The organism is Microbacterium sp. SORGH_AS_0428 (assembly GCF_031453615.1).
Classification (GTDB): domain Bacteria; phylum Actinomycetota; class Actinomycetes; order Actinomycetales; family Microbacteriaceae; genus Microbacterium.
The window spans coordinates 1,664,556-1,685,465 of record NZ_JAVIZT010000001.1 but is presented as its reverse complement, the minus strand read 5'-3'; the positions used below and the strand labels follow the sequence as shown (position 1 = coordinate 1,685,465).

Sequence of the window (20,910 nt, the reverse complement as noted above, 5' to 3'; positions counted from 1 at the left end):
GTGGGAACCTTCATCCAACTCGTCATCGACGGACTGTCCGTCGGATCGGTCTACGCGGCCCTCGCGCTGGCGATCGTGCTCGTCAACCAGGCGACCGGGCTGATCAACTTCGCCCAGGGCGGGATGGCGGTGCTCTCCGCCTACCTCGCCTGGTGGTTCACGGGGATGGGGGTCCCGCTGATCCTCGCGATCCTGCTCTCGGTGGGCGTCTCGTTCCTGTTCGGCGCCGTCGTCGAGCGATACCTGATGCGTCGCTTCGAGGGTGGCGATCCCGACACCGCCGTCGTGGTGACGATCGGCCTGCTGACCCTCATCACCGGTGTCTGCGGCTGGCTCTTCACGTACAACAACCAGCAGTTCCCCTCGCTCTTCCCCCTCGACACGATCTCCGTGCTGGGCGCGTCGGTGAGCGTGCGATCGATCGGGACGACCGTCGTCATCCTCGCCATCATGATCCTGCTGCAGGCGCTGTTCGCCGGAACCAAGCTGGGCCTGGCGCTGCGTGCGGTCGCGGTGAATCCGCAGTCCGCGGCCTTCTCCGGCCTGCCCGTGAGTCGCCTGCTCATGGTCGGATGGGGGCTGGCCGCGGCGCTCGGCGCGGTGGCCGGCGCGCTCGTCGCCCCGCAGCTCACACTCACTCCCGGGATGATGGACAACGCCCTCGTCTACGCGCTGGCGGCCGTCATCCTCGGCGGACTCTCCAGCCCCGTCGGCGTGGTCGCGGCGGCATGGATCATCGGCGTCCTGGAGAACCTCGCCGCCGTCTACGTGCCCTTCATCGGATACGACCTCAAGGTCGCGGTGCCGTTCGTGCTCATCTTCGTCGTGCTGCTCGTGCGACCACAGGGCCTGTTCGGCCGCAGAACGGTGGTGCGTGTCTGATGGCTTCCGCCGCATCCGTCTTCTCGCGTCGGTGGGTACGCGTCGTCCTCGTCCTCGCGGTCGTCGCGCTGCTTTTGCTCCTCCCGCTCATGCTGCCCGAGTTCGCCAACCAGACCATCGCGCGCATCGGCGTCTTCGCCGTCGCGGTGCTGGGACTGAACGTCGTCATGGGCTACACCGGGCAGGTCTCGCTCGGGCAGATCTTCTTCGTCGGGCTGGGCGCCTATGTCACCGCGTACGGCGTGCAGAACGACTGGAACATCGCCCTCGTCTTCGTGCTCAGCATCCTCATCCCCGGTGTCGTGGGGCTGGTCATCGCGCTCGCAGCGGCGCGGCTGGGCGGGCTCGCCATCGCGATGGTGACGATCGCGCTGCCGATCGTCGGCGTCCCGCTGGCCAAGCGGCTGTCGGATCTGACTGGCGGCTCGCAGGGCGTGTCGGCGCGCTTCACGGATGCGCCGGAGTGGACCGGGCTGTACGACGACCAATGGCAGCTGTACCTCGTGATCATCATCGGCGGCATCGCCTTCCTGCTCACCCGGAACCTGGTGCGGGGCAAGTACGGCCGCGCCTTCGCGATCGTGAAGGACAACGAGGCGGTCGCCGCGGCGATGGGCGTCTCGCCCTACCGGTACAAGGTGCTCGCCTTCACCGTCGCCTCCCTCATCGGCGGTGTGAGCGGCTTCCTCTACATGGTCGTCGTGCAGTACACCTCGCCCGAGACCATGAGCTTCGGGCACTCCATCCAGCTGCTCGCGGCGATGGTCATCGGCGGTGCCGGCAGCATCATCGGATCGCTGCTGGGCGGTGCGTACTACGTGCTCGCACCGCAGCTGACGAACCTCGTCGACCCGAACCTCACGGCCGTGCTCCAGGGTGCGCTGCTGCTTCTCGTGCTCTTCGTCCTGCCGGGAGGACTCGCATCCCTCCCCGCCCGACTGAGGCGGATGCGGCGGCGCCCCGACAGCGGACCGAGCCACCCATCGTCCGGCGGCCTTCCCGCGTCGCCGAGCACCGAGGGAACCACCACAGAGAGGCAGAATCACCCATGAATCTGAGGAAGAGGAGCGTGCTGGGCATCGTCGCCCTGACGTCCGCTCTCGCACTGACCGTCGTCGGATGTTCGCGCGGCGGGGGAGGCTCGGACGCTTCCGGCGGCGCCGCGGCCGCGAGCCCCGGCATCACCGACACGTCGATCAGCCTGGGCATCACCACACCGCTCAGCGGCGGGACGGCCGGTCCCGGAACCTGCACGGTCGCCGGCGTGACCGCGTACTTCGGCGCCAAGAACGCCGAGGGCGGCGTGAAGTTCGGCGACGGCAAGACCCGCAAGGTCGACATCAAGGCGCTCGACGACGCCTACGACCCGCAGAAGGCCAAGGCCAACTACGACCAGCTGAAGGACAGCGTCTTCGCGATGACGGCGGGGCTCGGCACGCCGACCAACCGCGCCTACCGCGAGGCGGCGATCGCCGACGAGGTGCCCCAGGTGCTCGTCATGACGGGCGACCCGATCTTCAGTGAGACGAACGAGAGCCCGTGGCAGCTCGGCTTCGTGCCGATCTACCAGAACGAGGGAGAGGCCTTCGGCAAGCTCCTGGCCGCATCCGGCGAGGACCACAAGGTCGCCGTGCTCTACCAGAACGACGACTACGGCGAGGGCTACCTCGAGGGCTTCAAGAACGCGGTCGAGGGTGCGAGCAACATCGAGATCGTCAAGGAGCTCACCTACGAGGCGACCGACACGACGGTCGATGCACAGCTGACGGAGCTTGCGAGCTCGGGTGCTGACGTCTTCTTCAACGCGATGTCGATCACCCCGCTCGTGATCTCGTCGCTGCAGAAGGCGCAGCAGCTCGGATGGAGCCCCAGCTGGTTCCTGCCGTCGAACACGTCGAGCCCGACCGCCATCCTGCAGCCCGGCAACGCCGGCGCCTTCCCCGGCGTCTATTCGGTGTCGTTCTCGAAGGCGCCCGCGAGCCCCGCGTTCGCCGACGACGAGGATGTGCAGACGTTCCTGACCGACCTGAAGCAGTACGCGGACTACCAGGACATGCCCGCCTTCCCGCACTGCATGTGGAGCTTCATGGTGGGGGCGACCCTCGAGCAGGCCTTCGAGAAGATGACCGAGCCGACGCGCGAGAACTTCATGGAAGCCCTGCGCTCGATCAGTGACTTCCAGGCGCCGCTCATGCTCGACGGAACCGCCGTCGACACCACCGTGGACGGTCAGCCGGCCGTGTCGTCGGTGGTCGTGCAGAAGTACAACGGACAGGGGTACACCACGGTCGAGAACTTCGGCTGACCCGCATCCGCCCGTTTTCCCCTCTAGATCCCGCGAGACTGCATCTTTCGCACGAGATCACGGTGAATACCCGTGATCTCGTGGCGAAAGTGCAGTCTCGCGGGCTTTGCGCGAGAGGCGGGCGCGGATGCGGTCGGCGCCCCGGATGCGGTCAGTCGAGCGAGCGGAGGATGTCGACGATGCCGGTGAGGTGCTGCCGGGTGGCGGCCTCCGCCGCATCCGGATCGCGGGCGACGACGGCGTCGATGATCGCGATGTGCTCTGGCGCGGACTGCGCGGCGCGGCCGGGGTGGAAGGCGAGACGGAACTGGTGCCGCGCGGACTGCGCACGCAGGCGCTCCAGGAGCTGGGATGCGGTCGCGTGCCCGCTGAGCTCGCGCAGGCGCCGATCGAGTTCCTGATTCAGCCGGGAGTATCCCACCAGGTCGCCCACGGCGATCGCCTGCTCGATGTCGGAACGGAGCGCGCGGAGTCCTGCGATGTCGTCGTCGTCGACCCGCTCGGCCGCCTTGCGGGCGCAGAGCGACTCGAGCCCCATGCGCACCTCGACGATCTCGACCGCCTCGTCGACGGTGATGGCGCGTACCCGCGCGCCGCGGTTGGGCAGTCGCTCCACGAGTCCCTCGCCCGCGAGGGTCAGCAAGGCGGTGCGCACGGCCGCACGCGGCGACGCGAACCGCTCGCTGAGATCGGCTTCGATGAGCCGCTGGTGGGGGGCGAACTCGCCCCCCAGGATCGCGTCGCGGATCTGCGCGGCGAGCTCAGGGCGCGCCGCCTGGTCGGCCTCGTCCGTCACGGAGGGAAACGTCATCGTCATCCCCTTCTCGGGCGGAAACGCCGCACCGGATCGTCAACACTATTGTGTCCGATCCGTGACCGTCACGGGGTGGATGGTGCGGCGAGGCGCCAGGTCGCGTCGGGGATGTCGCCGAGCGTGGCCACCGTGACCACGCGAGCGGATGCGGCGCTCGGCTCCAGATGGGCCACGCAACCGTGACGGGCCTCCACCCGCACGGCAACCCCGTGCGGGCGCAGAACCGTCATGAGCGCCTCGGCGATCTGATGCCCGAGGCGCTCCTGCAGCTGCGGCCTGCGGGAGGCGAGCTCGACGAGCGTCGCGATGCGACTGAGGCCGGCGATGTGACGCACCGGCGCGTAGAACACGTCGACCGTGCCCTCGAAGGGCAGCAGGTGATGCTCGCACACCGAGCGGAACGGGATGGCGGTCATGCCGACCAGCTCGCCGGGGTGCTCGTTGTCGGTCAGGGCGACGGGCGCGCCGAGCGCGGAAGCCGGGTCGACCCCGAGCCCGGAGAACAGATCGAGGAAGAGGTCCGCCACCCGCTCGGGGGTACGGGTGAGCCCGAGGCGGTCGGCATCCTCGCCGACGGCCTCGAGGAGCTCGCGAACGGCCGCGACCGCCCGAGCGCGGTCGGTGCGCGCTGCCGTGTCGATGGTCATGATGCTCCTTCTGCGCCTTCGAGGCGCTCGACGAGGGCGAGGCCGCGCTGCGCCCACGAGATCTCACCCCGCGCCCGCTCCACGAGGCCCTCGTAGGCGAAGCGCTTGTAGGCGATCGTGCGTTCCCGGTCTTCCTCGGCGGTGACCGCGAGCCGGCGCAGCAGCATGGGGTTGTCGACGGCGTCGATGCGTGCCAGCTCGCCTTCCCACTGCTCGAGCTCGCTCTCCCACTGGGCGATGTGCGCCCGCAGGAACGCGCGGGAATCGGCGGGCGTGCCCGCCTCGAGGTAGGCCGCTCGCAGATGAGCGGGGTCGCGCACGCGCTGGTAGTCGAGGGGGGCCGCCATCCACGCGAGGAAGGCCGCGTCGCCCTCGGGGGTGATGTGGTACATCCGGCGGGTGCCGCGCTCGCCGCGCGCCTGCTCCTCGCCGCGCACGAGGCCCTCGGCCTCCATCTTGCGCAGCTCGGGATAGATCTGGGAGTCCGGGGCATGCCAGACGTGCCCGACCGAGACGGCGAACTGCTTCTGCAGGTCGTAGCCGGACTGGGGTCCCACCCGCACGAGAGCGAGGAGCGCGTAGCGCAGGCTCATCCGCCGTTCTCCTTCCGAGGTGTGGCTCTGAGGCTATCCATAAACGCCGACGCGGGGCCCGGGCGGACCGGACCCCGCGTCGCGTCGAAGGCTCAGCCCTTGTAGCCGGTGCGCCAACCGCCCTGGTAGGTCTGGCGGGCGACGGTGGAGTAGGGCACGGGGCTGACGACCACGCGCACCTCGGTCTGCTCGTGCGGCTCGACGGAGGCCTTGGAGGTGCCGCCGTTCGGCTCGCCCCAGACGACCTTCAGCTCGGTGCCCTCGGGCACGTCGGGGTCGACCGTGCCGAGCGAGAGGCCGCGACGCTCGTTGGCGCTGTAGCCGGTGAACATCGAGAAGCCGACGACCGTGCCGTCCGCATCCACGACCGAGTCGTAGTTCGCGGAGCCGTAGTTGGCCAGCGGCAGGTCGAAGAACTTGTAGTTGGGTCCGTCGACGTTCAGCAGCGAGCCCCAGACCTTCGCGAGGTCTTCGGCGTTCCAGGCGAGGGTGACCTTCTTGCGCTGGCTCGAGGGGTCGATCTTCTCGAGCGCGTCGCGACCGATGAAGTCGTGGTCGAACTTCACGAAGGAGCCGTAGCCCAGCTCCCACGGCGTGAGGTAGTAGTCCTCGATGTTGTCGGAGACGAAGGACCCCGCGAGGGTTCCGGTGGCTTCGTAGCTGTCGACGCCGAGCCACTCGCGGTAGCCGCGCTCCGCCTCGCCCGAGTAGATCGCGGGAAGCGGTGAGGGGATCCAGCCGGACTCGAGCGTGTTGGAGGGGTAGGCGCGGGATCCGACCGGCACGAGACCGAACTCGACGCCCGCCTCGACGATCGCGTCGCGGATGGCGTCGTGGTCCTCGTAGGGGCCCCAGATCTCGAGGCCCGGAGCGCCGGCCATGCCGTGACGGAGGGTGCGCACGGTCTTGCCGGCGATCGTCATGGTCGACATGTTGAAGAAGCCGAGCTTCTCCAACGGGCCGCCGTTGAGCTTCTCGATGACGTCCCACGCCTTCGGGCCCTGGATCTGGAAACGGTAGTAGCGGCGCGTGACGGCGTGGCCGTACGGGCGCGAGGGCGAACGGCGGTCGACCTGCACGTCGAGGTTCTGGTAGCCGCCGGTCTCACCGTGATACATCAGCCAGTTGGATGCGGGCGCGCGTCCGACGTAGACGTACTCGTCCTCGGCCTCGCGGAAGAGGATGCCGTCGCCGATGACGTGGCCGCTCGCGGTGGTGGGCACGTACTGCTTGGCCTTGTTGACCGCGAAGTTCGCCACCGAGTTGATCGCGGTGTCGCTGATGAGCTTGATCGCGTCGGAGCCCTTCAGGAACACGTTGTCCATGTGGTGGGACTGGTCGTAGAGCACGGCGGTGTTGCGCCAGGCCTGCTGCTCCTTGATCCAGTTCTGGAAGTCGGCGGGGACGACCGGGTAGATGTAGGAGCCGATCTGCGAGTTGCGCAGCATCTCGACCGGGTTGTTCTGGTCGATGAGTTCCTGCAGGTTGCTGGCCACGATGAACCTCTCTGTTCGGGGGCCGGCGCCTCGGGTGAGGCGTCGGAGTCAGGTGAAGACGATGGTGTGGTTGCCGTGCCGGATGACACGGTCTTCGGCATGCCACTGCACGGCGCGCGAGAGTACGGCCCGCTCGACGTAGGCACCGCGGGCCTGGAGGTCGGCGGCGGTCATCGAGTGGTCGACGCGGGCGACGTCCTGCTCGATGATCGGGCCTTCGTCGAGGTCCTTGGTGACGTAGTGGCTGGTGGCGCCGATGAGTTTGACGCCGCGTTCCTTGGCCTTCTTGTAGGGGCCGGCGCCGATGAAGGCGGGAAGGAAGGAGTGGTGGATGTTGATGACCGGCACGCCGACGCCCTCGAGGAAGTCGTCGGTGAGGATCTGCATGTAGCGCGCCAGCACGACGAAGTCGACGTTGCCCGCGAGCAGCTTGACGATCTCGCGCTCGGCCTCCGACTTGTCCGGCCCCTGGGAGGGAACGTGGAAGAACGGGATGCCGAACGAGCGCACGTCCTCTGCGGTGTTCGTGTGGTTGGAGATCACCATGGGGATCGTGACGTTGAGCTCGCCCCGGCGGTGACGCCACAGCAGCTCGAGCAGGCAGTGATCGCTCGTGGAAGCGAGGATCGCCATGCGCTTCGGCACCGACTGGTCGGTCAGGCGCCACTGCATCCCGTAGGGCTCCAGCGTCTGGGCGAGGTCGGCTTCGATGTCGCCGATCGCCGCTGCGAGGTCGGGGCGGTGGAAGACGACGCGCTGGAAGAACGCGCCGCCCTCGGGGTTGTCCGAGTACTGGTCGAGGGTGACGATGTTCGCCTTGTTGCGCGTGATGAGTGCGGTGACGGCGGCCACGAGCCCGGGCTGGTCGGGGCCGTGGACGATCAGGCAGGCGTGGTCACGCAGGGCGTCTTTGTGCAGGGACATGCGGGGATCTCCTCAGGACTGCGCGGCGATGTAGTCGCGGGCCCAATCGGATGTCGCCCGCAGACCGCCGAACGTGTAGAAGTGAATTTTGACAGGTCCGCGCGAGTCCTTCTGCGCGACGAGCGCGCCGAGGTCGCCGATGAACCGGTCGGGGCCCGCCGTTCCCATCAGGTTGGTCAGCGAGAACCCGTACTTCTTCACGATCATCGCGTTCGCGCCGACGCCGAAGCGTCGGGCGAAGGTGATCAGGCGCTTGATGCCGGCCGGGCCCGGGGTGCCGATGCGGATCTCCGCGGTGATCCCGCGACTGCGCACCCCGTCGATCCAGTCGATGACCGGGTCGGTGTCGAACGCGAACTGCGTGAGGATGACCTGGCCGAGGCCCGCATCGGTCAGCGCCGCCGACTTGTCCTCGAGGTGGCGCCACAGCACATCGGTCGGGATGTCGGGGTGTCCCTCGGGGTATCCCGCGATCGAGACCTCGCGCACGCCGTACTTCTGCAGGATGCCGGAGCGGATGACGCTCAGCGAGTCCGGGTACGGGCCTTCGGGCTCGGCGGGGTCGCCGCCGACGGCGAAGACGTGCTCGGTGGCGCCCACCTGCTGCAGCCGGTCGAGGAACTCCTCGAGCTGGGCGGCCGAGGCGAGTCGCCGCGCGGAGACGTGGGGGACCGGTACGAATCCGGCATCCTTCACGGCCTTGGCGGCCGCCACGCGCATGTCGAGGTCTTCGTTGCCGAGGAAGGTGACGTTGATCTTCGTGCCGGCGGGGATGACGTCGCGGGCTTCTTCGAGGCCGGGGATGTCCTTGCCGGTCATCTCCAGCGAGAAGCCGTCGAGCAGTGCGAGGGATGCGGCCGGGTCGGGTGCGGGGGTGTTACGTGCCACGAGTCGTGGTCCTTCCGCTTTCGGGAGGGCTTCGTTGCGCCTCGTCAGCGAGAGTACCTATGTCGATAGGTAATGGCAAGAGGTATTTCGGGGTGCAGAATGCAGGAGCGGCTCAGCTCTTACGGGTGGCACCCGCATCCGCGAGCCAGGACTCGTTGTCGAGGCTCTGCAGCACCCGCATCTCGTCGAGCATCTTGCGCAGCAGCGCATTCAGCCGGGTGACCTCGGCCGGCGTCATGTGGGCCAGGATGATCTCCTGCCCGCGAAGGGAGATCGGCAGCATGTCGTCGTGCATGGCCGCACCGGCTGCCGTCAGGTACATCGGCCGCGATCCGCGGGCACCCTCCGCGAGCACGACGAGGCCCCGCTCCACCAGGGTCGTCACGCTCTTGGAGACGATCGCCTTGTTGACCACCAGGAACTCCGAGATCTCCGATGCGGAGAAACCCGGGTTCATGGCGAGTGCGGAGATGACGCGCCATTCGTTGGTGCCCAGATCGAACTGGCGCCGGAGCTCGTGGGATTCGCGCCACACCAGCGCGTTGGAGAGCAGGGCGAGTAGTCGCGGTGTGAACGCGTCGGGGTCGATGTGGTCCGCCAGCGGCTCGACGACCGCCTCGGCGGGTGGCTTCACGCCGTGTGCGTGTCGAGTGCGATCTGTGACCATGGGGTTCCTCTCCGGACGTCGGATGCGGTCCGTGCCGTTGGCGACGGATGCGGGCCGGGACGCGTGATCCCGGCCCGCATCGCGGTCGTCAGTGCGCCATCGCCGCCAGGGCCTCGGGGTCGATCGTGGCGATCGACCGGGTGTCCTGGAAGGCGCGCACGCCCTCGATGCCCTGCTCGCGTCCGAAGCCGGACTGCTTCATGCCGCCGAAGGGCGCGCGCAGGTCGAGGCGGGTCGCGCCGTGATCGTTGACCCACACGTAGCCGCAGACCAGCTGCGACCCCACGCGCTGCGCGGACTCGGGCGATGCGGTCCACACCGAGCCGCACAGCCCGCCCCACGTGTCGTTGGCGAGGCTGATCGCCTCTTCCTCGGAGTCGAACGGGATGATCGGGATGACCGGGCCGAACTGCTCCTGGGTCACGACCCGCAGCGACGGGTCGGGGTCGACGACGATCGCCGGGCGCAGGAAGTTGCCGCCTGCGAGCTCGCCTCCGGGCAGAGTGCCGTACTCGCGCACGTCGGCGCCGGCGTCCTTCGCCTCCTGGATGATCTCCTCGACGAACGCCTTCTGGGCCGGCTGGTGCAGCGGGCCCATGGTCGTGCCCTCGTCGAGCCCGTACCCGATCACGACCTTCTCGAGGCGCGCTTCGAGCCCCGCGACCAGCTCGTCCAGACGCGAGCGGTGCACGAACACGCGCTTGGCGTTCATGCAGATCTGGCCGGTGGTGTCGTAGATCGCGGCGTAGAGGCGGTCGAGGTGCGCGTCGTCGAGGATCGCGTCCTCGAGGAACACCGCCGCGTCGTTGCCACCGAGCTCGAGCGTCACACGCGTGAGGGTCTGCGCCGCCATCTGCATGATGCGCTTCCCGCCGTTCACGCTGCCCGTGAAACACACCTTCGCGACGTCGGGGCTCTGGATGAGCTCCGACATGTTCTCGTCGCGGCCCGTGACCACGTTGAGCACGCCGGGGGGCAGCTTCTCGGCGATGCGCTGCACCACGCGGGTCGTCGCGAGCGGCGCGGAGGGCGGCGGCTTCACGATCGCGGTGTTGCCCGCGAGCAGCGCGTGGGGAAGCGCCGCGCCGAGGATGGCGATCGGCCAGTTGAAGGGCACGATGATCGTCACGACACCGAGGGGCTGGTACGCCACCTCCGTCGTCACCGGGATCGCGCCGGGGACCACGGGGAGCGTGTGCCCCTTCTCGACCTCGTCCTTCAGCATGAGGGCGAGGTTCCACCGGATCTCGAAGACGAGGGCATCCACCCACCCCTCGAAGCGGATCTTGCCGTTCTCCTGCGACAAGACGGCGGCGTCGGTGTCGCGCTCATCGGCGATGCCGGCGATGGCTGCCGCCATCGCATCCGCGCGCTCCGCCGCCGACAGTGCGCTCCACGACCCGAAGGCAGCGGATGCGGCGGCGACCGCATCCGCGACATCTGCGGGCGAGGCCGCCGCGGCCTCGCCGACGACGACTCCGGGCTTTCCCGGATCGGCGATCTGTAGAACGTCATCGGTGAAGCGCTCCGCGCCTCCGATGTAGAGCCCTGTCCGCACTCCGGCGGACGTTTGGGCGATCGAACTCGACATCCCTGCACCTCTCTGTGTCTCGGATATGTGCGGGATCGCGACCGTCGCCACCCCCGCGGCACGAGTTTACGTCCATTCCTGTTTACATGTAAATGAGATCGTGCTACGTTCACCGGGTCGCCCTCCAGAGTCGGATGGCGACACCCGAAACGACGTCGATGAAGACGCGATTCTGCGCACATTCGACGTCTCCCTGCCATCGACGAGGAGGCATGATGAGCAGTTCCCCCCTGCAGACGGACCAGCGTCCGAACGTGGCCGAACTGGAGGATCTGGCGTTCGAGCTGCGGCGCAAGCTCCTGCAGCTGTGCGGCACCTACGAGGGCGCCGTCCACATCGGCGGAGACCTGTCCTCGGCGGACATCTTCACCGCTCTCTTCCACTACGGCCTGAACGTCGATCCGACCGACATCGCCAACCCCGCGCGCGATCGTTTCGTGCTCAGCAAGGGTCACGCCGCCGTCTGCATGTACATCGCTATGGCGATGCGCGGCTTCTTCTCCTACGACGGCATCGTCGACACCTACGGCCAGCTCGACAGCGCGTACGGCATGCACCCGTGCAAGGTGCAGCTGCCCGGCGTGGAGGCGTCGACGGGCTCGCTCGGACACGGCCTTCCCCTCGCCGTGGGCATGGCGCTCAGTGCCCGCCACCGCGGCGACGCCCACCGCGTCTTCACCCTCCTCGGTGACGGCGAGACGGGCGAAGGGTCGGTCTGGGAGGCGGTCATGGCCGCTCGCAGCAACCGTCTCGGCAACCTCGTCGCCTTCGTCGACCGCAACCGCCAGCTCATGACGAGCTTCGCGGAGGAGCGCGTCGCGTTCGAGCCCTACCCGGACAAGTGGCGCGCCTTCGGCTGGAACGTCGTGCACATCGACGGCCACGACATGGCTCAGCTGGTGGAGGCGCTCGATGCCCTGCCCGAGCCCGACAGCGAGACGCCCACCGTCATCATCGCCGAGACCATCAAGGGCAAGGGCGTCGACTTCATGGAGCGCAACCTCGCCTGGCACGCCGGATCTCTCGGCGCCGCCGACCTCGAACGCGCCCTCGCGGCGCTCACCGCCTCGCGTGAGAAGGAGTCCGTCTGATGCCTGTGACCTTCACTTTCGGAGAGTTCCTCGGAGCGCGATCGGTCATCGGCTCGACGCTCGCAGAGCTCGGCGCCGAGTACGAGAACCTGTGGGTGCTCACCCCCGACATCGGGGCGACCCTCGTCGAGTTCCGCGACACCTTCCCCGACCGGTTCATCGATGTCGGTCTCGCCGAGCAGGCGTGCGTCGGGATCGCCGCCGGCCTGGCCTACGACGGCAACATCCCCGTCGTCTCCGGCATGCTCCCGTTCCTCAGCATGCGCGCGCTCGAGCAGGTGCGCACCGACGTCTGCTACCCCAACCTCCCGGTCAAGATCATCGGCACGCACGGCGGGCTCGTCGGCAACGGCGGATCGACGCACTACGCGGTCGAGGACCTCGCGCTCATGTGCGCCCTGACCAACATGACCGTGACCTCGATCGGCGACCCGCTCATGGTCGGCGAGATCATCCGGCAGTCCATGACGATGCAGGGCCCCATCTACATCCGCCTGGCCGTCGGCAAGAAGGACAAGGTGCTCTACGAGCCCGGTCAGCACGAGGTGCGCATCGGCAAGGGCATCGTGGCGCGCGAGGGCACCGATGCGACGATCTTCACGCACGGCACGACCGTCGCTCAGGCGCTGGACGCTGCGGACGAGCTCGCCGCGGACGGCCGCTCGGTGCGCGTGGTCGACATGTTCACGCTGAAGCCGATCGACGAGGAGCTCATCGTGCGCTCCGCAGCCGAGACGGGCGGGCGCTTCGTCGTGCTCGAGGATCACCTCGCCTACGGCGGCCTCGCCACCCGCATCGCCGATGTCGTGGCCGATCGCGGCATCCGTCTGACGGCGTTCGAGCGACTCGGGATCCCGCAGGTCTACGCCGGCTTCGGCGAGGACGAGCAGCTGCGCGACAAGTACGGCTACGGACTGTCGGCGACGACCGCGGCGCTGCGTCGCGTGATCGCGGCCGAGGGGTGAGCGCCACCATGCGCACCGTCGCCGTCACGCGCATCGGCAACCTGCGCGATCCCGACGAGGCCACCCGCGGCCGCATCGGCGTCGTCGACATGCCGCAGCCCGAGCTGGGTCCGGAGGATGTCCGCATCCGCGTCGCCTACGCCGCCATCTGCGGCTCCGACCCGCACCTGGCCGAAGGCTTCTTCGGCACCGACGTCCCGATCGGACTCGGCCACGAGGTGTCCGGCGTCATCGAGGCGTTGGGGGAGCGCGCCGGACGGGGCGGTCTCCGCGTCGGCGACCGGGTCGCCGGCAACTTCCTCCGCTTCTGCGGCTCGTGCCGACCCTGTCAGGACGGACGTCAGCAGTTCTGCGAGCACATCCAGGACTACAACCGTCCGGGCATGGCCGAGACCGTCACCTGGCACGAGTCGCAGGTGTACCGCCTGCCCGAAAGCGTGAGCCTGCTCGAAGGATGCCTGCTGGAGCCCACCTCTGTCGCCGTGCGCATCGCCGACAAGACCCGCATCCGCGTCGGCGACCGCGTCGTCGTCTGCGGCGGCGGGCCGATCGGGCAGCTCGCGGTGCAGGTCATGGCCCGCTACGGTGCGACCGCGCTCACGATGATCGAGCCGATCGCCGACCGGCGAGGGATGGCCAGGCGCCACGGCGCGCAGTACACGATCGACCCCACGACCGAGAACCAGGCCGCCGTCGCGGACGAGCTCACCGAGGGCCGCGGCTACGACATCGTCATCGACGCCTCGGGATCGACGCGGGCCACCCGCGGACTTCTCGATCTGGCGGCCAAGGGCGGCACGGTCATCTACGCGGCGATGTACCCGAGCGACTACGAGCTGCCGCTGAACATCTCGGACTACCTCTATCTGAAGGAGCTCACGCTCACGGGCCTCTTCGTGTCGCCGTACGCGTTCCCGCGTGCGCTGAACCTGCTGCCTCACCTCGACCTGGCTGAGTTCACGCAGGCCGTCTTCCCCCTCGAGCAGGCCGCGGAGGCCTTCGAGGCGCACCTCACCGGGCGCTATCCGAAGGTCATCATCGCCTGCAACGACGAGGCCCGGCTCGGAGAACTGTCATGACCACCGCATTGGAACGGGAGGCGGCGCCGGTGGAGACCGCCCCCGCGCTCGAAGCCCGCGACATCGTCAAGCGCTTCGACGGGGTCCACGCCTTGAAGGGCGCCCGGCTGTCGGTGCTCCCCGGCGAGATCCATGCCCTGCTCGGCGAGAACGGTGCGGGCAAGTCCACGCTGATCAAGGTCGTCACGGGGCTGTACGCCCCCGACGGCGGGACCATCCTGCGCTCAGGCCAGGAGGTCGAGTTCCAGAGCGTGCGCACCGCGCGCGGCGAGGGGATCGTCGCGCTCTACCAGGAGCTGTCCATCATCCCGTCGCTGACGGTGGCGGAGAACATCCTGCTGGGTGAGCAGACGCCGCGCCGCGGGGGAGTCGTCAACTGGCGGGAGCTCCGCCGGCGGGCGAAGGAGCAGCTGGACAGCATCAATCAGCGCATCCCGCTGGGCAAGCTCGCCGGCGACCTGTCGCCCGTGCAGCAGACCATGGTGGCGTTCGCCCGAGCCCTCGCCACCGACGCGCGGGTGCTCATCCTCGACGAGCCGACCGCGTCGCTCACGGACACCGAGATCACCGACCTGTTCGCGGTGCTGCGCTCCCTGCGCGAGCGGGGCGTCGCCATCGTCTACGTCTCGCACCGCCTCGAGGAGGTCTTCGAGCTGTGCGACCGGCTGACGATCATGCGCAACGGCGAGACCATCATCACGAAGGATGTGGCCGACTCGCACATCGACGAGGTCATCTCCCTCATGGTCGGCCGCGAAGCGGGTCAGCTCTATCCCGAACGCGGCTCAGGCGGCGGAGACGTCGTGCTGCGGGTCGACGGCCTGACCGGTCGTCGCGTGCAGGACGTGTCGTTCGAGGTGCGTGCCGGGGAGGTCCTCGGCATCGGCGGGCTCGCCGGCGCCGGACGCAGCGAGCTGCTGCGCATCCTGGCCGGAGCGCAGAAGCACCAGGCCGGCACGATCACGGTGGGGGAGAAGACGCTGCCGCGCTCGCCCGGGGTGGGTCGTGCGCTCGCGGCCGGCATCGCGCTCGTTCCCGAGGAGCGCCGCAGCCAGGGTGTGATCCTGGGGGCCTCGATCCAGGACAACATCACGATCGCGAACCTCTCCTCGGTGAGTTCGGCCGGTGTCGTCTCCCAGGCACGCATCGCCGACATCGCCCGCCGTGGCATGTCGGACCTGCAGATCAAGGCCCGCAGCCCGCGCCAGAGCGTGGGGGAGCTCTCGGGCGGCAACCAGCAGAAGGTCGTCCTGGCCAAGATGCTCGAGCGTCAACCGGCTGTCCTGCTCATGGACGAGCCCACGCGCGGGATCGACGTCGGCACCAAGGCCGAGATCTACCGCCTCATCCGTCGCCTGGCGGCGACCGGCACCGCCGTGATCGCCGTCAGCTCCGAACTCCCCGAGCTCATCGGCATGAGTGACCGCGTCGTCATCATGCACGAGGGGCGCATCTCCGGACAGGTCGCCGCGGCAGACGCCGACGACGAGCTGCTCCTCTCCTACTGCTACGGAAAGTCAGAGTGACATGGCCACCACCACGGACCCCACGCTCACCACGCGCAGCATCGTGACCGCGCGTGCCGAGTCGTTCGGGCGCATCTTCCTCCACGGCGGCACGGTCGTCGCCCTCATCGTGCTCGTCATCTTCTTCTTCGCGATGCGACCGGACGTGTTCCTGACCTTCACGAACGTGAAGAACATCCTGTACCAGGTCTCGATCCTCGCGATCATCGCCGGGGCGCAGACCATCGTCATGGTCGTCGGCGACTTCGATCTGTCGGTGGGCGCCACATCGGCGCTCGCGGGCGCGGTCGCCGCATCCATGATGATCAACGGCGTCCCCGTGACCGTCGCGGTCGCGGTCGCAATCCTGGTGGGCCTGCTCGTCGGGCTCGTCAACGGCTTGCTGATCGCCTACGTGAATCTCTCCGCCTTCGTCGCGACGCTCGCCACGATGACCTCCGTGGTGGGTCTCGCCTACCTCGTGACCGCGGGGACGACACTGTTCAACCTGCCGCCGGAGTTCAACTCCATGGGGCAGGGGAAGCTGTTCGAGATCCCGATCCCGGTCTACATCGCGATCGTCATCTCGCTGCTGCTGTGGTTCGTCCTGCGCTTCACCACGATGGGTCGGCGCTGGTACGCGACCGGCGGCAACGTCGAGGTCTCGCGCCTGTCCGGCATCAACGTGCGTCGGGCCCGGCTCATCGCATTCACGGCGGCCGGCGCGATCTCGGCGCTCGGCGGCGTGCTCCTGGCGGCACGTCTCGGCAGCGCGAGCGCCGTGCAGGGCAGCGACAACATGATGTTCTCCGTCGCCGCCGTCTTCCTCGGCATGACGGTGGTCCGCTCGGGCGCCGCGAATCTCGGCGGCACCATGGTCGGCGTCGCGATCATCGGCGTCATGAGCAACGGTCTGAACATCCTGGGCGTCAACGCCTACGTCCAGCAGGTCGTGACAGGCCTCATCATCATCGCCGCGGTGACGCTGTCGTCGCTGCGGCATCGCGAGCGCTGACGCTCCGCATCCACTTTCCCGAAGCGGTCGCCCCACGACCGTGCACCATCACAACGCCACGAACACAAAGGAGTAACACGTGCGCACATCATTCAAGGCCCTCGCGGCCGTGGCCGCCGCAGCGGCCCTCGTCCTGACCGGATGCTCGTCGGGCGGCTCGGGGGGCGGCGGTGACGACAAGTTCAAGGTGATCGCCTTCACCTCCGGCAACCAGACGCCGGTGGGTGCCTGGTGGGTCAAGGCCGTGCAGGACAAGGCCGACGAACTCGGCTGGGACCTCACCGTCATCCAGGGCGACTTCGACTTCCAGAAGATGAACCCCGCGGTCGAGAGCGCCATCGGGCAGGGCGCCGACGCGATCTTCGACGGCTACACCGACGTCGCCTCGATCGGCTCGATCGTCACGGCCGCCAAGGACGCGAACATCCCGATCTTCGCGATCGACTCCGCGACCGAGGAGAACGACGCGTTCGCGATCAACGTCACCGCCGATCAGCAGGGCATCGTCGATCAGACCGTCGGTGCGTTGGATGACGCGCTGGGCGGCCTGAAGGGCAAGAACATCATGGTGATCGGGCACGACCCGCACCCGGGCATCCGGCTGCGGGCCAGCCTCGCCGAGAAGGCGCTGACCGCGGCGGGCGCGAACATCGCCGGCGGCGACATCCAGAAGGTCGCCTCTCCCGCGACGGGACGCACCGAGGCGCTGTCGCTCGTCGCGGACTACCTGTCGGCGAACCCCGGCGGCCTCGACGGCGTCTGGGTCGGTTGGGACGACGCGGCGCTCGGCGCCGCCCAGGCGGTCAGCGAGGCGGGCTCGAAGGCGAAGGTCACCGGCGTCGACGCGACCAGCGAGGCGATCGCCGCGATCAAGGCCGGCGGACCCTTCCTCGCCACCATCGAGCAGCCCTGGCCCAGCATCCTCGACACGGTCGTGGGTGACATCGAGGCCTACCGCAAGGACGGCACGCTGCCCTCCTCCCGCTTCGACGCGGTCGCCACGACCCTCGTGACCGTCGACAACGCGGACAGCATCACCCCCTCCGACAAGCTCGGCTGACCCCTCGGGGCGGGGTGCCGAGAGCACCCCGCCCCACCCCAGACATGGATGGAGGTCGCACATGCGACTGGAATCGAAGACCGCCCTCATCACGGGTGGCAGCAGCGGAATCGGTCGCGCGACCGTCGAGAAGTTCCTCCGCGAGGGCGCGAAGGTCATGATCGCCGATGTCGACCTGGCGCGCTCCGACCAGGTCGTCACGGAGCTCGAGGGCCTCGGCTTCACGGGCTCCGTCGCGGCCGTGCGCACCGACGTCTCCCGTTATGAGGACGTGGAGGCCGCCGTCGCGCGGACCGTCGAGGTGTTCGGCTCGCTCGACGTCATCTTCAACAACGCGGGCATCGCCGGTGGCAAGCCCCTGCTCGAGCACGACCCCGCGGTCGACTACGAGCCGATGATCCGCATCGATCAGGACGGCGTGTACTACGGCATCCTCGCCGCCGGACGGCAGTTCCGGAAGCAGGGGACGGGCGGCGTCATCATCAGCACGTCGTCGATCTACGGCCAGCAGGCGGCGGAGCTCTCGTTCTCGTACAGCGCCGCCAAGGCCGCCGTCATCTCCTTCACCCGCTCCGCGGCCTACGAGCTCGCGCAGTACGGCGTCCGCGCCGTGGCCATCACGCCGGGGCGGGTCGGGACCCCGATCATCAACCAGTTCAGCGAGGAGCTGCGGGCGACGTTCGCCGCCGAGCAGATGCGCAACACCCTGACGGCCCCGGAGGAGATCGCGGACGTGGTCGCCTTCCTGGCCTCGGACGAGGCGAACGCGATCAACGGCACTGTCGTGAGTGTCGATGACGGCTACTCGGTGTTCAAGCAGCGGCTCGATCTGCCGGTGTTCTGAGGCGCGTCATGGACCTCGACCTCGCGTGCCACCTCTCGGCGATCACGCCCGAGCTCGCGCCGGCGCAGCTGGTGCCGGTTCTGCACGATCTGCGGGAGATGGGTTACCGACGTGCCGTGCTGCCCCCGCTGGACGCGGCTTCGACCGACGCGGACGCCCTCGCGGATGCGTTCCTGCGCACCGGGATGCTGCCGATCGCCATGTGCGGGCAGACGCCGGACGCGGACGTCTCCTCGCCCGACGCCGACGTGCGTCGGGCGGGGGTCGAGCTGCTGCGCGAGAGCGTGCGCTTCGCCGAGCGGCTCGGCGCCGATCAGCTGAACGGGGTGCCGTACGGGCTCTTCGGACCCGCGTCCGAACCGATCGACCCGGTGCTTCTCGTCGAGAGCGCGCGGGCAGTGGGAGCGGTCGCCGATGAGGCGGCGCAACGCGGCATCCAGATGACCTTCGAGGTGCTGAACCGTTACGAGGAGGCCGCGCTCAACACGGCCGCTCAGGCCATGGACTACGTCGCCGCGAGCGGCTCCGCCCACCTCGGCGTCCACCTCGACAGCTTCCACATGGCGATCGAGGAGGCGGACGCCGTGCAGGCGATCCGCACCGCGATGCCGCGCCTGCGCTATCTCGAGCTCGGCCAGTCCGGTCGCGGTCCGCTGGAGAGCGGCGCGGTGGATGTGCCCGCGCTCGTGCGGGAGGCGCTGGACGCGGGCTACCGCGGCCGATGGGGTGTGGAGGCCTTCTCGCGGCCGCTGGCCGGAGGTGCGGCGGACGTGCTCTCGATCTGGCGCACGCCCTACGCCGACGGCCTCGCTCTCGCCCGGGACGCGATCGGCGTCATCCGCCGGGGATGGGCGGAGAGCATCCCGGGCCGCAGGTCCCACCGCCTGGCCCGCGCGACGGGCTGACCCGGGAGCACCCCCTCCCATTGCGCGCGGACCCCGCGTCGCTGAGGATGTATTCATACGTATAGGGCAGGGAAGCCCGGAAAGGTGACACCGATGTCGACCGCAACGCAGGACACCGCCACCCTGATCGATCCCCACGTCTTCGAGGGCCGCATCTACATCGACGGCGAATGGGTCGAAGGCGGGGGAGGCTCCATCCCCTCCATCGAGCCCGCCACCGGTGAGACCCTCGTGCACGTCGGGATGGCGGATGCCGCGGACGTCGCCCGCGCCGCCGCATCCGCCGCGCGGGCGCAGCAGGAGTGGGCGGCCACGCCGCATCCGGCCCGTGCGGCCGTGCTGCGCAAGGCCGCGCAGCTGTGGGAGCAGCACGCGGAGGAGATCATGGGGTGGAACATCCGCGAGGTCGGTGCCATCCCGCCGCTCGCCGGTTTCGCCCTGCACGTCACCGCGGCCGAGTGCTACGAGGCGTCGTCTCTGCCCTCGGCGCCGCTGGGCACGATCCTCTCCAGCGAGGAGCCCCGCCTCTCGCTCGCGCAGCAGGTTCCCGTGGGCGTCGTGGGCGTCATCTCGCCTTTCAACGTTCCGCTCATCCTCGGTATCCGTGCGGTCGCGCCGGCCCTCGCGCTCGGCAACGCCGTGCTGCTCAAGCCCGACCCCCGCACGGTCGTGACCGGCGGCGTCTCGATGGTGCGCATCTTCGAGGAGGCGGGCCTGCCCAAGGGCATCCTGCAGCTCGTGCCCGGCGGCGCCGAGGTCGGCGAAGCCATGGTCGCCGACCCCCGCGTGCGCGTGGTCGCCTTCACGGGGTCGACCCGGGCGGGGCGCGCCGTCGGCGAGCTCGCCGGCCGTCACCTGACTCGTGCCCACCTCGAGCTCGGCGGCAACTCCGCCTTCCTCGTGCGCGAGGATGCCGACGTCGACCAGGCGGTCAACCTCGCCACGTGGGGCGCCTTCCTGCACCAGGGGCAGATCTGCATGACCGTGGGCCGGCACATCGTGCACGAGTCGCTGTTCGACGAGTACGTCGCGAAGCTCGCGGCGAAGGCCGACTCGATGGTCGTCGGCGACCCGGCGGCAGGGCAGGTGCACCTCGGACCCCTCATCGACGAGACGCAGCGGGACCGCGTGCACACGCTCGTGCAGGACGCCGTGGCCCAAGGCGCCCGCCTCGCGGCCGGTGGTACCTACGAGCAGCTGTTCTACCGCCCGACGGTGCTGGCGAATCCCCCGAAGGATGCGGCCGCGTACTGCGACGAGGTCTTCGGTCCCGTCGCCTCGGTGGTCTCCTTCGCGACCGACGACGAGGCCGTCGAGCTGGCCGCCGCGACCGACTACGGGCTTTCGTTGGGGATCGTCAGCCGTGACGCGATGAAGGCCTACGACCTCGCGAAGCGCATCCCGACCGGCATCGTGCACATCAACGATCAGACGGTCAACGACGAGGCGAACTCGCCCTTCGGCGGCGTCGGCGCCTCCGGTACCGGATCCCGCCACGGCGGTGCGCAGGCGAACATCGACGCCTTCACCGAGACCCGCTGGATCACGATGCGCCGCGAGCCGGGACAGTACCCGCTCTGATACCGACGGATGCGGGCGGTCCTCTCGCGGGGCCGCCCGCATCCGTCGGTCACCGGGG

At 69.0% G+C, this 20,910-nt stretch carries 20 protein-coding genes; 12 read left to right on the top strand and 8 right to left on the bottom strand.

Features of this window, described 5'->3' with window-relative positions; all coding sequences use genetic code 11:
- The 3 genes from QE374_RS07950 to QE374_RS07940 are packed head-to-tail and all read left to right on the top strand — an operon-like array spanning position 1 to position 3,187.
- Positions 1–882, top strand: a complete 882-nt coding sequence (locus QE374_RS07950) for a branched-chain amino acid ABC transporter permease (RefSeq protein WP_309733749.1) — start codon at positions 1–3, stop codon at positions 880–882.
- Positions 882–1,934 carry a branched-chain amino acid ABC transporter permease gene (locus QE374_RS07945; protein ID WP_309733747.1) on the top strand — a complete coding sequence of 351 codons (1,053 nt, stop codon included), beginning with the start codon at positions 882–884 and terminating at the stop codon, positions 1,932–1,934. The genes QE374_RS07950 and QE374_RS07945 overlap by 1 nt, the downstream gene beginning before the upstream one ends.
- Positions 1,931–3,187 carry an ABC transporter substrate-binding protein gene (locus QE374_RS07940; RefSeq protein ID WP_309733745.1) on the top strand — a complete coding sequence of 419 codons (1,257 nt, stop codon included), beginning with the start codon at positions 1,931–1,933 and terminating at the stop codon, positions 3,185–3,187. Before QE374_RS07945 ends, QE374_RS07940 begins: the two co-directional genes overlap by 4 nt.
- Positions 3,188–3,338: 151 nt before the next feature.
- Here QE374_RS07940 and QE374_RS07935 read toward each other — a convergent pair whose 3' ends face one another.
- The 8 genes from QE374_RS07935 to QE374_RS07900 all read right to left on the bottom strand — a co-directional run bounded on the left by QE374_RS07935 (position 3,339) and on the right by QE374_RS07900 (position 10,807).
- On the bottom strand, positions 3,339–3,998 hold the full coding sequence (locus tag QE374_RS07935) for a GntR family transcriptional regulator (RefSeq protein ID WP_309733743.1): 660 nt from the start codon (positions 3,996–3,998) through the stop codon (positions 3,339–3,341).
- A gap of 68 nt (positions 3,999–4,066) precedes the next feature.
- On the bottom strand, positions 4,067–4,648 hold the full coding sequence (gene folE, locus QE374_RS07930; RefSeq protein WP_309733741.1) for a GTP cyclohydrolase I FolE: 582 nt from the start codon (positions 4,646–4,648) through the stop codon (positions 4,067–4,069).
- A complete protein-coding gene (locus tag QE374_RS07925) occupies positions 4,645–5,241 on the bottom strand; it encodes a PadR family transcriptional regulator (RefSeq protein WP_309733739.1) in 597 nt (198 codons plus the stop codon). The genes folE and QE374_RS07925 overlap by 4 nt, the downstream gene beginning before the upstream one ends.
- 92 nt (positions 5,242–5,333) lie before the next feature.
- Positions 5,334–6,737 carry an aminomethyl transferase family protein gene (locus QE374_RS07920; RefSeq protein WP_309733738.1) on the bottom strand — a complete coding sequence of 468 codons (1,404 nt, stop codon included), beginning with the start codon at positions 6,735–6,737 and terminating at the stop codon, positions 5,334–5,336.
- Positions 6,738–6,785: 48 nt separating this feature from the next.
- A complete protein-coding gene (gene purU, locus QE374_RS07915) occupies positions 6,786–7,661 on the bottom strand; it encodes a formyltetrahydrofolate deformylase (protein ID WP_137418715.1) in 876 nt (291 codons plus the stop codon).
- Between the two features lie 12 nt (positions 7,662–7,673).
- Positions 7,674–8,549, bottom strand: coding sequence for a methylenetetrahydrofolate reductase (locus QE374_RS07910; RefSeq protein WP_396653327.1), 876 nt, complete (start codon positions 8,547–8,549; stop codon positions 7,674–7,676).
- Between the two features lie 112 nt (positions 8,550–8,661).
- Positions 8,662–9,183 carry a MarR family winged helix-turn-helix transcriptional regulator gene (locus QE374_RS07905; protein WP_309733735.1) on the bottom strand — a complete coding sequence of 174 codons (522 nt, stop codon included), beginning with the start codon at positions 9,181–9,183 and terminating at the stop codon, positions 8,662–8,664.
- 121 nt (positions 9,184–9,304) lie between these two features.
- Positions 9,305–10,807: an aldehyde dehydrogenase family protein gene (locus QE374_RS07900; protein WP_309733733.1), complete on the bottom strand. Its 1,503-nt coding sequence runs from the start codon at positions 10,805–10,807 to the stop codon at positions 9,305–9,307.
- Positions 10,808–11,022: 215 nt separating this feature from the next.
- Here QE374_RS07900 and QE374_RS07895 point away from each other — a divergent pair, with 215 nt between their 5' ends.
- The 9 genes from QE374_RS07895 to QE374_RS07855 all read left to right on the top strand — a co-directional run bounded on the left by QE374_RS07895 (position 11,023) and on the right by QE374_RS07855 (position 20,852).
- The gene (locus tag QE374_RS07895; RefSeq protein ID WP_309733731.1) at positions 11,023–11,898 is read left to right on the top strand and encodes a transketolase; all 876 of its coding nucleotides are present in this window, start codon (positions 11,023–11,025) and stop codon (positions 11,896–11,898) included.
- On the top strand, positions 11,898–12,863 hold the full coding sequence (locus tag QE374_RS07890; RefSeq protein WP_309733729.1) for a transketolase C-terminal domain-containing protein: 966 nt from the start codon (positions 11,898–11,900) through the stop codon (positions 12,861–12,863). The genes QE374_RS07895 and QE374_RS07890 overlap by 1 nt, the downstream gene beginning before the upstream one ends.
- Before the next feature lie 8 nt (positions 12,864–12,871).
- On the top strand, positions 12,872–13,942 hold the full coding sequence (locus tag QE374_RS07885; protein WP_309733727.1) for an alcohol dehydrogenase catalytic domain-containing protein: 1,071 nt from the start codon (positions 12,872–12,874) through the stop codon (positions 13,940–13,942).
- Complete coding sequence (locus QE374_RS07880) at positions 13,939–15,468, top strand: sugar ABC transporter ATP-binding protein (protein WP_309733724.1); 1,530 nt, start codon at positions 13,939–13,941, stop codon at positions 15,466–15,468. The genes QE374_RS07885 and QE374_RS07880 overlap by 4 nt, the downstream gene beginning before the upstream one ends.
- A gap of 1 nt (position 15,469) precedes the next feature.
- Positions 15,470–16,462, top strand: coding sequence for an ABC transporter permease (locus QE374_RS07875; RefSeq protein WP_309733723.1), 993 nt, complete (start codon positions 15,470–15,472; stop codon positions 16,460–16,462).
- Positions 16,463–16,541: 79 nt separating this feature from the next.
- Positions 16,542–17,522, top strand: coding sequence for a sugar ABC transporter substrate-binding protein (locus tag QE374_RS07870; protein WP_309733720.1), 981 nt, complete (start codon positions 16,542–16,544; stop codon positions 17,520–17,522).
- A 61-nt stretch (positions 17,523–17,583) separates the two neighbouring features.
- Positions 17,584–18,366 (top strand): SDR family NAD(P)-dependent oxidoreductase, encoded by a 783-nt coding sequence (locus QE374_RS07865; protein ID WP_309733717.1) that lies wholly within the window; start codon positions 17,584–17,586, stop codon positions 18,364–18,366.
- 8 nt (positions 18,367–18,374) lie between these two features.
- Positions 18,375–19,271, top strand: a complete 897-nt coding sequence (locus QE374_RS07860) for a sugar phosphate isomerase/epimerase family protein (RefSeq protein ID WP_309733715.1) — start codon at positions 18,375–18,377, stop codon at positions 19,269–19,271.
- 93 nt (positions 19,272–19,364) lie between these two features.
- A complete protein-coding gene (locus tag QE374_RS07855) occupies positions 19,365–20,852 on the top strand; it encodes an aldehyde dehydrogenase family protein (RefSeq protein ID WP_309733713.1) in 1,488 nt (495 codons plus the stop codon).
- Positions 20,853–20,910 lie beyond the last annotated feature (58 nt).